Here is a 13632-nt window from a genome sequence, read left to right on the forward strand (position 1 = left end):
GATTTCGGGTTCCCGTGCACGGCTTTCCCGGCGCACAGCCGCGACGTCGAGGGCCTTTTCGGAGTACAACCCCGTACGGCAGGGGGTATCTCCCCGCGGCCGGGGGTGGCGTGCACTCTCGTAGCGCGCGGGCCCCATCTCGGGAACGTCGTCCTTTACTTTACCACGAATGGAGCACTTTGCAAAGGGTGAAAGGCAGGACGCGAGTTCGCCCGGAGCCCTTCCGCCGGCCGTCCTTTCGGGAAAAGTTTGCTATACTGGAATTCGGGAGCGATGAGGAAAGGCTTCGGAGGTCTTCGCATGCCCGTATTCGCCAACGACTGGCAGGATCTCTTGGCACCGGAGTTCGAGAAACCCTACTACCAGGAGCTCCGGCGGTTCCTCGTTCGCGAGTACCGCACGGCGACCGTGTATCCGGACATGTACGACATCTTTAACGCCTTCCACTATACGCCCTTTCACAACGTCAAGGTGGTCATCGTCGGGCAGGACCCGTACCACGGCCCTGGACAGGCCCACGGGATGGCGTTTTCCGTGCGTCCCGGGATTCCGATTCCCCCGTCGCTTCAGAACATCTTCACCGAACTCGAACGCGACCTGGGGATTGCCCCACCGGAGCACGGGAACCTCGTTCCGTGGGCGCTCGAGGGGGTTTTCCTTCTCAACGCCGTCCTCACCGTGCGGCGCGGCGAGCCCGGATCGCATCGAGGAAAGGGTTGGGAACGCTTCACCGACCGCGTGATCGAAATCCTCGGGGAACGGGAAGACCCTATCGTCTTTTTCCTCTGGGGGCAAGATGCGCAGGCTAAGCGCAGCCTCATCCGCAACCCCCGGCATTTGGTACTTCAGGCGTCCCACCCGAGCCCGCTTTCGGCCCACCGTGGGTTTTTCGGCTCCCGTCCCTTTTCTCGGGCCAACGCCTTTTTGCGCGCCGTAGGCAAAAAGGAAGTCGACTGGCGGCTGCCCCGGACTCTCGCCGAACTTGAGGCGTACCTGGCAGAGCGCGAAGCTCCGCTCCGCGCCCGGGGGCTTCTTCCCTCGCGCCCGGCACGTCGGGCGTAAGCGGCACACAAAAGAGGAGGAGGTTTTTGCGTGCAAAAGCTTTTGGACGAAGTCGTCCGCGTAGCCCGCGAGGCCGGCCAGATGGCGCGCGCGGCCCGGGAAATCCGCACACTCCAGGTCATGATGAAAAGCTCCCCCCAAGACCTCGTCACGGAAGTCGACCGGGAAATCGAGGCCCACGTCGTCGAACGCCTCTCCCGCATCCTTCCGGAAGCGGGCTTTCTCGCGGAAGAAGGGACCGTGCGCGAGGGAAGCGACGCGAACCTCGTTTGGGTGATCGATCCCATCGACGGAACGACGAACTACATTCACCACGGGCGGTTCTTCTGCACGTCGATCGCCCTCGTCCGCGACGGGGTGCCCGTCCTCGGCGTGATCTACGACCCCATCCACGAAGAGATGTTCACGGCGATGCGCGGCGCGGGTGCTCGCCTGAACGGGTTTCCCCTTTCCGTACATCGCGAACGTCGCCTGCACGAGGCGCTCCTCGCCACGAATATGCTCTGGACGCAGAGCTTTGGCACGCACGAGGTGCGCGAGGTTCTCGGAACCTTGCTCAGGCGAAGCCGCGGAATCCGTTCCTTGGGAGCTGCGGCGTTGGAGATCGCCTACGTGGCTTCGGGGCGCTTCGATGCCTACCTGAGCATGCGCCTTTCTCCTTGGGACTTCGCCGCCGGAGTCCTCCTCGTGGAAGAAGCCGGCGGAGTGGCGACGGATTTTTACGGTGGCTCCCTCGACGTCTTGCGAAAGCCCTCTGCCGGGTTTCTCGTCGCGGCTCCGCGCGTCGGAGAAGACATCGCCGTACTCTTTGCAGAAGCCATGAGGCGATAGGCGGTTCCGGATGGAACTCCGGCGGCACGAAATTCCCCTTGCAAAGCGCGCCGTGCCGTGCTATAGTAACTTGTGCGCGGTTGGATGCCGTGCCGCGAAGAAGAGACGGGGCCGTAGCTCAGTTGGGAGAGCGCTACAATGGCATTGTAGAGGTCGTGGGTTCGACTCCCATCGGCTCCACCAAATACCGCCGAAAAGCCCGAAGAGGGCTTTTTTGTCACTTCCGAAAGGGAAGTGACGGCGTGGAGTGATACCCAAGTGGTGAAGGGGACGGTTTGCTAAACCGTTAGCGGGCTTTTGCCCGGCGAGGGTTCGAATCCCTCTCACTCCACCAGACCTTAGGGGCGTAGTTCAATGGTAGAACAGCGGTCTCCAAAACCGCAGGTGCGGGTTCGATTCCTGCCGCCCCTGCCATGTGCCGCGCGGCGCGGCGCCGTAGACGCTTCGCCCCCCAATTGGGGGGCGAAACCATCTTGCGGGACGAATGCGCGTCGGCTATCATGGATGCGCGGGAAGTTGGGGGCATAGCCAAGCGGTAAGGCAGAGGTCTGCAAAACCTCGATCCCCGGTTCGAATCCGGGTGCTCCCTCCAAGCGTTCCAGTAGCTCAACAGGATAGAGCAGCGGCCTTCTAAGCCGCCGGTTGGGGGTTCGAGTCCCTCCTGGAACGCCAGGCAAGGGCCCTTAGCTCAGCGGTGAGAGCGGCTGACTCATAATCAGCGGGTCGCAGGTTCGAATCCTGCAGGGCCCCCCACTGCGTGTGCGACGCGCCGCAAGGCGGTACGCTTCCACGGAGGAGTACCGAAGCGGTCATAACGGGGCGGCCTTGAAAGCCGTTAGGGTCCTCGTGACCCACGGGGGTTCGAATCCCCCCTCCTCCGCCAGAAGACATCCCGACGCGCGGGGAAGCGTCCGCGAAGCGGGTTCTCGAGAGACACCGCCACCCGACGGGGTGCCGACTCGCCGACGCCCTTGCGGGTGCGGGTTTGGCGGAGAGGAAAGTCTCTCCCGCCGAGGACAAAAGGGCAAAAGAAAGGCGCAGGGTCTTTGCGTTTCTTTCCGAGGTGCGGGCAACCGCTGCTCCGCGCGCCGCGCGGGGTAGAGGAAAGTCCCGGCTCGCCCGGGCTGCGATGCCCGGAGTGTTCGGGCCCGCCGTAAGGCGGGGCGGGGATCCTCCCCGACGGCGGTGAAAGGGACTCCCGGAGTCCCGAGTAGCCTGAAAGTGCCACAGTGACGCAGCCTTCCGGCGACGGAAGGGTGAAACGCGGTAAACCCCCCGAGCGAGAAACCCAAAATTTGGTAGGGGAACCCTCCGGAGGGAAATGAACCGAAGGAGGGATCGGACGCGTACGCGTCCGATAGATAGATGGTTGCCGCTTCCGTGCGAGGGGTGGCGTCCCGTTTGCAGCACGGAAGTACAGAACCGGGCTTACAGCACCTCGGAATCGCCGGCGCAGACTCTGCGCGTTTCTTTTTTGCACAAGAAGACAGAACAGTAAGACCAATTGGGCGACATTTTCGTCCTTGCCGCGGCAAGACGGAGCGGGCGAAGCGAAGGACTCCCTTTCGCCTTCGAACTGGTTGCTTCTCCCGTCCGTCGGCAGCATACTTATGGTGTGGTCGGAAGCTACGAGGAGGCGGTGCGATGGCCGACCTTTCTCAAGTGCTCGTCTTGAGCGCGAGTTTCGGAGAAGGGCACAGGCAGGCATCCCAGGCCATACGAGAAGAAATCCTCGTCCACTATCCGGACGCCCAGGTCGACATCCTGGACTACATCCAGACGATCAATCGGGCGTGGAACCGCGTGGCGCAGTTTTTTTACATCCAGGGGATCAAGCGGACGCCCGGCGTGTACGGGTTTTTCTACCACCACTTCAACAAGATTCCCATGGATTCCGCCCTCTCCCGCGGCGTATCCCGCCTCGGCCTCATCGTAGGAGGAAACAAACTCCTCACGTACTTGGAGCGCAAGCGCCCCCAAGTCGTCGTCCACACGTTCCCCACTTCGGCCGGGGCCCATGGGACGCTCAAGGAAGACGGGCTTGACGCTACGCCTTCCGTGACGCTCATTACGGACTACGCCCCCCACCGCCAGTGGCTTCACCGTGCCACGGACATGTACTTCGTCGCCGCTCCCAAGGTGCGGGAAGAGCTCGTACGCGAAGGGGTGCCGCGGGAGAAAATTCGCGTAACGGGGATCCCCGTTCGCCAGCGCTTTCGCCAAACCTACGACCCCGTGGCGATCCGGGCGAAGTTGGGCCTCGCGCCCGACGTTCCCACGGTCCTCGTCCTCGGCGGCGCATTCGGCGTTTCCCTACAGATCGTAGCCTTGGCGGAATACCTCGCCCACTTTTCCGACCCCGTCCAGCTCATCTTCGTCACCGGACGCAACCACCGCCTCTTCGAACAGCTCGAGCGGGCACTCCGGGGTACGGAACACCCGACACTCCTCTTTGGCTTTGTGGAGGAAATCGCCGAGATCATGGCGGCAGCGGATTTCCTCGTCACGAAGTCCGGCGGCCTCACCACGACGGAAGCCGTGGCGATGGAGCGCCCCCTCCTCCTCCTTAAGCCCATCCCCGGACAGGAGAAGGCCAATGCCGACTTCTTCGTGGAAAAGGGCGTCGCCCACGTGGCGGAGACGCTCGAAGAGCTCAAGGCCTTGAGCGCCATGCTCCTTAAGTACCCCCAAGTCTTGGAGGAGATGCGGCGGCGCATCGTCCTCCTCAAGCGCGAGCTTGCGGAAGTCCCCCTGATCGACGCCTTGCGAGAGGCCGCCGATCTTGGCGAGGTGCGGCGAACGACCACAAAGGTGAAGAGGAGGACCTCTCGTGCGTAAGGAGATCGTCGCGTTCGTGCTCGCCGTATTTGCCCTTGGCGTACTCGTGAACCTCGCCCTTTCTTCGCGCCCTGCGTCGTCCGAGGGAGTTGACGGAGAGGCTTTGTTCTTCGGCAAGAGGTCCGTAAACATCGCCGGTCTGGGCGGAGACTACGCGGAGGTCACTGTATCCGGCGAGGGCAACAAGAAAAAGATCGCCCTCCTCGCCTTGGATCAACCCATCGACACGGGTACGGCCGTCTCTTCTACGGGCCTCACCGTAGAGGACTTCGTATCGGTGCTCGCAAAGGCGAAGAAAGACGACGCCGTGAAGGCCGCCGTCCTCTACGTAAATTCTCCCGGGGGTAGTGTCTACGAGTCGTACCTCCTCTCTCAGGCGGTCAAGGACTTCCGGGAGTCGGGGAAACCCCTGTACGTGAGCATAGGAGGGATGGGCGCCTCGGGGGCGTACTACACGAGCGCGTTTGCCCAAAAGATCTTCGCCACCCCGGAGTCTCTCGTGGGGAGCATCGGAGTGATCGCCGAGGTTCCCGTAGTCACGGGCCTTATGGACAAAGTGGGGATCCGAGTATACACGTTCAAGACGGGGGAGTACAAGGATTCCGGTTCGCCCTTCCGCGATATGGACGACAAAGACCGTGCCTATGTCCAGGGAATTATCGACGACATGTTCCACCGCTTCATCCAAACGGTTTCCGAAGGCCGAGGGATTCCCGCAGAGACCGTGCGGACCTTTGCGGATGGCCGGGTGTTTCCGGCGGCAGAAGCGCAAAGGCTCGGCCTCGTCGACGGTATCGCTTCCTTGGAGCAGGTGATCCGCCTGGCGGAAGCGGAGGCAAAGATTTCCGAGGGAAAGGCAAAGATCGTCACATATACCCCTAAACGCGATCTCTTCGACCTCCTCTCCACGCTCCCCGCCTTTCCCCTAGCGAACTTCACCCTTTCCCTTCCCCCGGAACGAATTGCATCCCCGTTGCGAGAAGGCTTCGTGCTCAAGCCCGGGAAGTTCTACTACCTCGCGCCGGAGGTGGCCTATCGATGGATGTACCGGTAAATCCATCTGAAGGGTTGGGACTTCCGCGGGACTCGGGAGAGGTCGGGGGGTTTCTCCACCGGGAGGCATCCCGTGAATCCGCGGCGGGTGGGAACGCCTTAGGACAGGGAAGGGGAGCGAAGCCGGGGGGGAGCGCGGTATACGGAACATACGCGGGCTTTTGGCAACGCGCGGGCGCCCTCCTCCTCGATGTCCTCTTCCTCTGGGGCTTCCTCTCCCTCTTGCACGCGCTGGACGCGCTCCTGGGCCGGGTACCTTCCTTTTTGGGCGACGTCATTCTTTGGGTGGGCTACTTCGTCGCCGCCACGTCCCTATTTGGGGGAACGCTGGGGAAGCTCGCCGTCGGAATTCGGGTCGTAGACGAAACCGGACGGAAGCCGCCCTTCGGAGCTGTGTTTCTCCGCGAAACTGCGGGGAAGCTCACGTCTACGTTCTTCTGGGGATTGGGGTTTCTCATGGCGGCCTGGGACGACCACATGCAGGCGCTTCACGACCGGATGGCCCGCACGTACGTCGTTTCCATCCCTTCGGACGACGCTCCTTCGGCAGGGTGAAGGGTTTCGCGAAGGTTTTCGGGAAGGAGAGGGCCGGGTACAGAAGTACCCGGCCCTTCTCGTTGCGAGGTTGCGGAAAGGCAAAACGCGTCAGACGAGCCTTCGGATGATCGAAGGGCGATCGCCGGGGAGGAGGTCGATAGGCGGGATTTCCGGGAGCGTGTACGCGCCAGGTGCCTGGCGCATCGCGGCGCGTGCGGCGGCGACGAGGACTTGCGCGGTGAGCGCGGGGTTGTGCACACTCATCCGGAGGGAGAAGCGTTGGTTGTGGGCACCCGCCGAGACGCCTTTGCGCTCAAGCTGGACCCCGTGTCCCATGTCGCGATACGGAGAGACGTCGTCGACGAAGACCACGTCCGTAGGGTCGTGGGCGAAATAGGGATCCGTGAGGATGGCGCGGCGAACGGCGTCGGGGTCCCCGTCCGCGGCGAGACGTACGTAGACCAGGCGGCGGTGCTTCCCGAAACCCAAGGGAAGGGTGAGGGAGACGGCATCGTCCACCCCGGGGATGGCGCGGACGGCGGTGCTGTGCCCCATGCTCATCCCGGGACCGAAGTTCGTAAAGGTAGTCCCCGCGGGTGCCATCGCTTCGAAGAGGACGCGGATTACGGAGTCCGTCCCCGGGTCCCAGCCGGCGGCCAGGACGGCGACGGTGCCGGACGCGCGGGCGACGCGCTCGAGGCGTGCGCGCACATCGGGAATTTCCTCGTGGATGTCGAAGGAGTCGACCGTGCGTATGCCCCGAGCGAGGTACCTTTCGGCGGTTTCCGGCACGAGTCGCGAGGGGACGGCGAGGACGGCCACGTCCGCGGGCGGATCAGAGGGGAGTTCCCGCACCACAGGGACGTCCGCAGGAAGCTCGGGCGGGCGATCGGCGGTACGGCGTACGAGGGCCACGAGATCCATGTCGGGAGCGCTGCGAACCGCTTGAAGCACGTATGCACCGACGTTTCCGTACCCTACGACGGCGACGCGAATGCGGGATATCCCCACGGCCTCCTTTGGCGGGTGGGATCGGATCGAGGGGACGCGGGTACTTGTGCGCCCCCTTCTTTTGTTATACTCCTACCGGGCGCGCCGCCAAAGGGAGGGCGCAGGCCGACACCTACTCGCGGGAGGGGATCTTCATTCGCCTACTCATCGGACTCATCGCTGCCTACCTTCTCGGGGGGATCCCTTTTTCCTACCTTTGGGTAAAGGTTTTGCGCGGCACCGATATTCGGAAGTGCGGGAGCGGAAACGTCGGCGCGACCAACGCCTATCGTTGCGGGGGACTCCTCGCCGCCCTCTTGGCCGCGCTGTGCGACGTAGGGAAGGGATACCTGGCCGTTCTCCTCTTTGCCCCGCTTTCGCCTGCTCCGGCGTATGCCTACGCCGTCGGCGCGGCCGCAATCCTCGGACATGTACGTTCTCCTTTCCTTGGGTTCCGCGGGGGAAAGGCGGTGGCGACCTCCCTCGGTGTACTCCTCGCCTTTCACCCGTGGGGGCTCTTGGTCGCCGCCGTCGTCTTTGCCTTCGCCCTTCTCCTTGCGCGCCGAATGTCGGTGGCCTCCATGGCGGCCGCCGTCGCCTTTGCCCTTGTCGCCCCGTTTTCCGGACGCGATCCTTTGTTCGTATCGCTTTCCTTCCTCCTCGCCTTTGCAATTCTTTGGCTTCATCGAGGAAACATCGTCCGTCTCATGGAAGGTCGCGAGCCTAGGCTCTTTTGAGAACCGTCCCTGGGCGATCACCCTTTCGGAAGAAACGGCGTAAGGAGGGGCTTTAGGGGATCTACGGCGATGGCAAAGCCGATGGATTGAGACTGGCGGATGATCGCCGCATTCACTCCCACCACTTCGCCGTAAAGGTTGAGCAGCGGACCGCCGGAATTCCCGGGGTTGATCGCCGCGTCGGTTTGGATGACGTCTTCGTAGTCGTGTTCTGGGGTGCGGAATGCGCGATGTTTGGCCGAGACGATTCCCACGGTCACCGTGTTTTCCAGCCCAAGGGGATTGCCGATGGCCAGAACCCACTCCCCGACCTCCGTGCGTTCGGAGCTCCCCAAGGGCAGAGGGGATAGGGGGCGGGGTGGACGCACCTCGAGGACGGCGATATCCCGCCGCCGATCTTCCCAGGCGATGCGGGCCGGAAACGTCTCCCGCCCCACCTTGACGTGGATTTCCTCGGCCTGCGTCAGGATGTGCGCGTTCGTGAGGATGTATCCGCGGGGGTGGATTACGAAGCCCGAGCCGAACTGCGTTCCGGGCGCCACATCGCGCCGTTCTTCGGGGGGAAAGAAGGGAATGTAGGGCCAAGGGAGGGGTACGGTGTCCCTGTCCCGAGCGAGCGTGCGTACGGCCACTACCCCAGATTGCGCCTTGCGGACGACCTCCACGAAGATGTTTGCCGGGTGGGGGGGCCGCGAAGCCGCATCTGCCTTGTCGCGTTTTGGGCGCGTTTCTCGCTTGGCGGGACGGATGTGAAGGGAAAGGGGTTTCTCGCCTCGCCGCCCGTTTCCCCGGGAGGAGGCCTTTTCGCCGAAGAAGCTCATCCACGTCGCTTTCGGTGTCTCCACGCCGATCCCCCCTCCCCCCATCTCTACGGGAGAGACTCCCGTTCTGCCCAGGCCATGGCCTGCAGGGCGGGGAAAAGCCCAAGCGGCCGGGACGGATGCGGAATCGGGGACGCGCGCAAACTCGGAAGGCAGGAATGTGTATATTTTTCGCCGCGGACGTGCACATTTTTCCTGTTTTGTGGTATAATGCCTTTGCCTTTCTCGTTCTTTTGGCTACACCCTACGGCGGGAATGCGGATTGCGAGTCTCCGAGGGAGGTACGGCGAAATGCGGCGGAGCCTCCTTCTGGCCGTCGGGAAGGAAGCCGATTTCTTCCTCTTTGTGCAGGAGGCCCTCCTCCGCACGGGTACGGAGGTTCACTACGCGGAGAGCTTCGCGGAGGCGAGTAAGCACCTCCGCTGGCGGCGCTACGATGTCCTCCTTCTGTGGCCGGAGCTCGCCGACCTCGACGGGCTCACGGCGGCGAGGCGCCTGCACGACCTCGACTACCTCGTCCGCCTTCTCTACGTTTCGCCGAGGCCCAGCGTGCGGGAGGCGGTGGCGGCGATGAAGGCCGGCGCGAGCGAATACCTCGAGTGGCCCGTGACACCCGAACGCCTTCAAGCCGTGGTCGCGCAGGAACTAAAGGCACGACGCGAAGAGCCCTCGCCCCTCTCCTTGGCGGAAGTGGAACGGCGGCACATCCTCTTCGTACTCGACCTCTTTTCCGGCAACCGCCGAAAAACCGCCGAAGCTTTGGGGATCAGCCCGCGTACGCTGTACAACAAACTTCGGGATTTCGGCCTCGTGGATCAGGGGGAGATGACTCAAGGGAAGCCGCGGTGAGGTACAACCTGTTGCGAAAGGGGGGATGGCCATGCGAGACGGACGTACGGTCCGCCTCTCTTTGGACGACGTGCGGCTTCTCGCCCTCGACGTGGACGGAACGCTCATCGACGACCAATTCCGCCTCTTGCCGCGCACTCGGGCGCTCCTCACGTGGCTCGTGCGCGAGGCGGGGAAAAAGGTCTGCCTCTGCTCGGGCCGCAACCCCGCGGGCGTAATGCCCTACATGGAGATGATTCGAGGCGAAGGGCCGCTCGTCGTGCACAACGGCGCCTTCAACTTCTACCACCCCAAGGGGGATATGTACGCCCTCTACGGCTACCCCGTGGAGGACTTCCTCGAGGTGATCGAAACCCTCGAGCGGCGCCGTCTGCCGTTCGACGTGAATACCCCCTACGACCTCTACGTACGGGAGGTACGTCCGGAGCTCGCCCCCCTCTACGCGGCGTACTTCGCGGAGCCCAAGGTGATCGCAAATTGGCGGGACCTACGCGACCCGATCGTCAAGCTTTCCGTCCTCGTCCCCCCCGAGGAGTTGGACGCGGTGCACGCGGAGCTCGCGGAGCGCTTCGGCGATCGCTTCCGCGTGGTAAAGAGCGGCGAGACGTACATCGACTTCGTACACCCGGAGGCCAACAAGGGGAACGGCCTCCGCTCCGCCCTGCGGGAACTCGGACTTTCTCCCAACCAGGTGATCGCCGTCGGCAACTACTACAACGACCTCGAAATGCTCTCTTTGGCAGGCGTCGGCGTCGCCATGGGAAACAGTCCGCCTGAGGTCAAAGAACGCGCGGACTACGTCACGCTTTCGAACAACGAAGAAGGGGTGTACGTCGCCCTCGTCGACCTCTTGTTCGGAGGGAGGCTTCCGCGCGACGTCGCCCTCGACCTCGAACGTCTTTTGCGCGAGACGCCCAAACGCGCGCGCGGGGAGCGCGCTTCGGGCGCTTTGGGCGGGTGAGGGCCCGCCCACTCCCGTTTTCTTGTGTCGGAATGGGAGCCATAGCCGCGCTCGGATTTCCCGAAGGGAACCTGCTTCCTTTGCCAGGAGGATGTGCCGTGTTTCGCTTCGACCGGGAGGCCATCTTTGGCCATCCGCGCCTTCGCCTCTTCGACGACATCCTGCCCCTGCACGCCTATTTGGACGACCTCGAGCGCCACATCAACGAGATCTTCGTCGCCCAAGGGGAGCGCGTCGTACAGCGCGGGCGCGTCGTGGCGCTCCGCAGTACGGATCGGGGGCGCCTCGTAAGCGCCTTTAAGGCGGGGCTCTACCTTGGGAAGTACCACGACCTCGGCAACCGCACCCGCTTTTTGAAGCGGATGGTCGCGGCGGAGCACTCCTACGAGCCGATCCGTGGCGAGACGGTGCTCTTCCTCTTCGTGGGCGTAGGGAAGCCGGTGTACGACCACCTCGTGACCTACAGCGTTGGACGGGTGACGCGCATCGCCGCCGGGCAGAGGGCAAACCTTCCCTGGGGCTACGAGGTGCCCGCGGAAGCCCGCGATCCCGAGCGCTACGTGCGGGAAAACGTCCCGCGCCTTCGCCAACTCCTCCTCGAGGTATTGGAGGGAAAGTCCGGGGAACCCATGCAGGCGTTGCGTTCCGCCTATCCCGTAGGCTACGTGATGCCCCCGTTTCTCCTCGAATTCGGCGAAGAGGCGCTCATCAAAAACGTCTTCCGCCAGCGCCTCTTCGAACCCGGTGCCCAGGGGGCTACGGCGGAAGTCGTGCGGGATATGCTCGACTGCGTGTTCGCCCTTGACCGCGAAAAATGGGAAGTTTTGGTGGACTACCACGGCCCCCACGTACAGCGTTGGCGTCGGGCGATGCGCCGGCTTCGCGACGAAGAGCTCACCGCCGAAGAGGTCTTTCGCCGGTACGGTTTCCCCGTAGAGGAAGAAGAGGAGGGGTGGGTGCGGATCCCCAAGGGAGTTTCTCTGTACGAAGTCCTCCTCGAGACGGTCGGGAAGCTTCCCCCCACGTTTTGGGAAAAGCAGGAGCGGGAAGACGGAGGTTCCAAGGACACGTGAACGGCGGGGGAATCCGGCGGGGGATCCGCGGCCTCCTCGGCCGGGCTTGGACGGAAGAGCGCCGGAGCTACCTGTGGGGGGCGGGTGTTCTCGTCCTCGTCGACCTCATCTCCCTCCTCCCGCCGGTTCTCGTCGGGCGGGCCGTCGATCGCATCGTCTCGGGTACGGTCACCCGGGAGTTCCTCCTTTGGACGGTCCTCGCCCTTGCCGCTGTGGCGGTGTCTACCTACGTCCTCCGGTACCTTTGGCGCAGGCTCTTATTCCTTCCCGCCTACCGGATCGGCGCCCGACTCCGGGTGGACCTCTTCGCCCACCTCCTCCGTTTGGGCCCCTCGTTCTTTTCCCAACGGCGCCGCGGCGACCTCCTCGCGTACTTTGCAAACGACGTGGAAGCCGTAGAGCAGGCCCTTTCCCTGGGCGTGCTGACGCTTCTCGACTCGGTAGTCATGGGAGGGCTCCTCTTCGCGGCGCTCGTAAAGACGAGCGCCCCCCTCGCTCTCGTGGCGCTTCTTCCTATGCCCTTCCTCGCCTGGCTGTCGCGCCGCCTCGGCGACCTCCTTTACCGCCGCTACGACGAAGCCCAAGAGGGGTACGCCGCCTTGAGCGCCCGGGTGGAGGAGACCGTGCGCGGAATGGAAGTCCTTCGCGTCTACGGCCAGAGAGAACATGTACTTTCATCCTTTGCCCGCGCGGCGCAAGACGTCGCGCAGAAGGGGCGCGCGGCCTTAGAGGTCGATGCGCTCTACTACCCGGCGATTGGCGGGTTGACCGGACTTTCCTTCTTTCTCGCGCTTTCCGCGGGGAGTTTCCTCGTCGCCCGCGGAACCCTCACCTACGGAGAGCTTGCCGCCTTCCTCGCCTACCTCGGTCAGTTCGTATGGCCGATGCTCGCCTTAGGGTACCTCTTTACCCTCCTCGAGCGCGGGGCCGCTTCCTACGACCGGATCGGGAAGATCCTGGAGAGCCGGCCGGAAATCGTCGACGCCCCCGATGCCCTCCGCACCCGCCCGCGGGGGAGGCTCGTCTTTTCCTCCGTGACCTACCGCTATCCGGGGGCGGAGGCTCCCACTCTGGAAGACGTGAGCTTTGCCCTCGAAGAGGGGGAAATTCTCGCTGTCCTCGGTCCATCGGGCGCAGGGAGGTCTACGCTCCTCCGCCTCGTCCTCCGGGAGATCGAGCCCGTTTCCGGGGAGGTGACGTGGGGCGGGATCCCCCTCCGGCGCTACGCTCTCGCCGCGCTTCGCGCTTCCGTGGGGTACGTCCCTCCGGAACCCGTGGTGTTTCGGGGCACGATTGCCGAAAACCTCTCTTTGGGGAAGAAAGATGCCACGCGCGAAGAACTGGAGCGCGCCGCGCGTCTCGTGGACCTTCACGAAGAGATCCTCCGCCTCCCTGCGGGGTACGACACGCGGGTGGGGCCGGACGGCGTGCGCCTGTCCGGCGGGCAGGCGGCGCGTCTCGCCCTCGCCCGCGCCCTCCTCGTCGATCCGCCCCTGTACCTCTTCGACGACCCGCTCGCGAGCGTAGACGTCCTCACGGAACTCCGCATCTGGGGGCGGCTTCTCCCCGCGCTCCGGGGAAAAACCGTTCTCCTCGTCACGCACCGCCTGCTGGTTCTCCCCCGGGTCGACAGAATCCTCATTTTGCGGCGGGGGCGCGTGGCGGCCTTCGGGACGCATGCGGAACTTTTGGCGACCTACGAACCCTATCGGCGGCTCTTCCGCGCCGAAGAGCGACTGGTGGACGTCCTCCAGGAAGGGGAACGTGCCGCGAGCCGGGGCGAGGGAGGATAGTGTGGGAACGGCTCGGGCCGTAGGCGGTCGGTGCGGGGGAGGTTTCCTTCCGGAAACGGCGTCGACTGGCAAAGCGAGACGTGGGGG

General features: G+C 64.0%; 12 protein-coding genes, 7 tRNA genes and 1 other RNA gene. 18 read left to right on the forward strand and 2 right to left on the reverse strand.

The genetic code is table 11. The features are described 5' to 3' along the window. The first annotated feature begins 300 nt into the window (after nt 1–300). The 13 genes from C7438_RS06520 (at nt 301) to C7438_RS06580 (ending at nt 6339) form a co-directional block, all read left to right on the forward strand. Nucleotides 301–1062 (forward strand): uracil-DNA glycosylase, encoded by a 762-nt coding sequence (locus tag C7438_RS06520; protein WP_121444569.1) that lies wholly within the window; start codon nt 301–303, stop codon nt 1060–1062. Between the two features lie 30 nt (nt 1063–1092). After that, nucleotides 1093–1893 carry an inositol monophosphatase family protein gene (locus tag C7438_RS06525; protein WP_121444570.1) on the forward strand — a complete coding sequence of 267 codons (801 nt, stop codon included), beginning with the start codon at nt 1093–1095 and terminating at the stop codon, nt 1891–1893. 107 nt (nt 1894–2000) lie between these two features. Then, a tRNA-Ala gene (locus C7438_RS06530) sits at nt 2001–2076 on the forward strand. 61 nt (nt 2077–2137) lie between these two features. Continuing rightward, nucleotides 2138–2227, forward strand: a tRNA-Ser gene (locus tag C7438_RS06535). Nucleotides 2228–2233: 6 nt separating this feature from the next. Further along, nucleotides 2234–2307 (forward strand) — tRNA-Trp (locus C7438_RS06540). Nucleotides 2308–2411: 104 nt separating this feature from the next. Further along, nucleotides 2412–2485 (forward strand) — tRNA-Cys (locus C7438_RS06545). A gap of 3 nt (nt 2486–2488) precedes the next feature. Then, nucleotides 2489–2565: transfer RNA gene (locus C7438_RS06550), tRNA-Arg, on the forward strand. 5 nt (nt 2566–2570) lie between these two features. After that, nucleotides 2571–2646 (forward strand) — tRNA-Ile (locus C7438_RS06555). 38 nt (nt 2647–2684) lie between these two features. After that, nucleotides 2685–2776 (forward strand) — tRNA-Ser (locus C7438_RS06560). A gap of 178 nt (nt 2777–2954) precedes the next feature. Then, nucleotides 2955–3329: RNase P RNA component class B (gene rnpB, locus C7438_RS06565), an RNA gene on the forward strand. 208 nt (nt 3330–3537) lie between these two features. Further along, nucleotides 3538–4731, forward strand: coding sequence for an MGDG synthase family glycosyltransferase (locus C7438_RS06570; protein WP_121444571.1), 1194 nt, complete (start codon nt 3538–3540; stop codon nt 4729–4731). Then, entirely contained in the window at nt 4724–5785 is a 1062-nt protein-coding gene (gene sppA / locus C7438_RS06575) for a signal peptide peptidase SppA (RefSeq protein ID WP_121444572.1), read from the forward strand. The genes C7438_RS06570 and sppA overlap by 8 nt, the downstream gene beginning before the upstream one ends. Next, nucleotides 5770–6339 carry an RDD family protein gene (locus tag C7438_RS06580; RefSeq protein ID WP_121444573.1) on the forward strand — a complete coding sequence of 190 codons (570 nt, stop codon included), beginning with the start codon at nt 5770–5772 and terminating at the stop codon, nt 6337–6339. The genes sppA and C7438_RS06580 overlap by 16 nt, the downstream gene beginning before the upstream one ends. A gap of 90 nt (nt 6340–6429) precedes the next feature. On the opposite strand, the gene C7438_RS06585 is transcribed toward C7438_RS06580, so the two are convergent. Next, nucleotides 6430–7332, reverse strand: a complete 903-nt coding sequence (locus C7438_RS06585) for a diaminopimelate dehydrogenase (RefSeq protein ID WP_245956546.1) — start codon at nt 7330–7332, stop codon at nt 6430–6432. Between the two features lie 44 nt (nt 7333–7376). On the opposite strand from C7438_RS06585, the gene plsY reads away from it, so the two are divergent. Further along, nucleotides 7377–8048 (forward strand): glycerol-3-phosphate 1-O-acyltransferase PlsY, encoded by a 672-nt coding sequence (plsY, locus tag C7438_RS06590; RefSeq protein WP_170143614.1) that lies wholly within the window; start codon nt 7377–7379, stop codon nt 8046–8048. 17 nt (nt 8049–8065) lie between these two features. Here the strand turns inward: plsY and C7438_RS06595 are convergent, their stop codons facing one another. Continuing rightward, on the reverse strand, nt 8066–8893 hold the full coding sequence (locus C7438_RS06595; protein ID WP_245956548.1) for a S1C family serine protease: 828 nt from the start codon (nt 8891–8893) through the stop codon (nt 8066–8068). A gap of 267 nt (nt 8894–9160) precedes the next feature. Between C7438_RS06595 and C7438_RS06600 the strand changes: the two genes are divergently transcribed. The 4 genes from C7438_RS06600 to C7438_RS06615 all read left to right on the forward strand — a co-directional run bounded on the left by C7438_RS06600 (nt 9161) and on the right by C7438_RS06615 (nt 13545). Then, entirely contained in the window at nt 9161–9718 is a 558-nt protein-coding gene (locus tag C7438_RS06600) for a helix-turn-helix domain-containing protein (RefSeq protein ID WP_170143615.1), read from the forward strand. A gap of 31 nt (nt 9719–9749) precedes the next feature. Continuing rightward, a complete protein-coding gene (locus C7438_RS06605; protein WP_170143616.1) occupies nt 9750–10679 on the forward strand; it encodes a Cof-type HAD-IIB family hydrolase in 930 nt (309 codons plus the stop codon). 98 nt (nt 10680–10777) lie between these two features. Continuing rightward, a complete protein-coding gene (locus tag C7438_RS06610) occupies nt 10778–11752 on the forward strand; it encodes a hypothetical protein (RefSeq protein WP_121444578.1) in 975 nt (324 codons plus the stop codon). Continuing rightward, nucleotides 11749–13545: an ABC transporter ATP-binding protein gene (locus C7438_RS06615; protein WP_170143617.1), complete on the forward strand. Its 1797-nt coding sequence runs from the start codon at nt 11749–11751 to the stop codon at nt 13543–13545. The genes C7438_RS06610 and C7438_RS06615 overlap by 4 nt, the downstream gene beginning before the upstream one ends. The last annotated feature ends 87 nt before the right edge of the window (nt 13546–13632 follow it).

Source organism: Brockia lithotrophica, from assembly GCF_003633725.1.
GTDB classification, from domain to species: Bacteria; Bacillota; Bacilli; order Thermicanales; family DSM-22653; genus Brockia; species Brockia lithotrophica.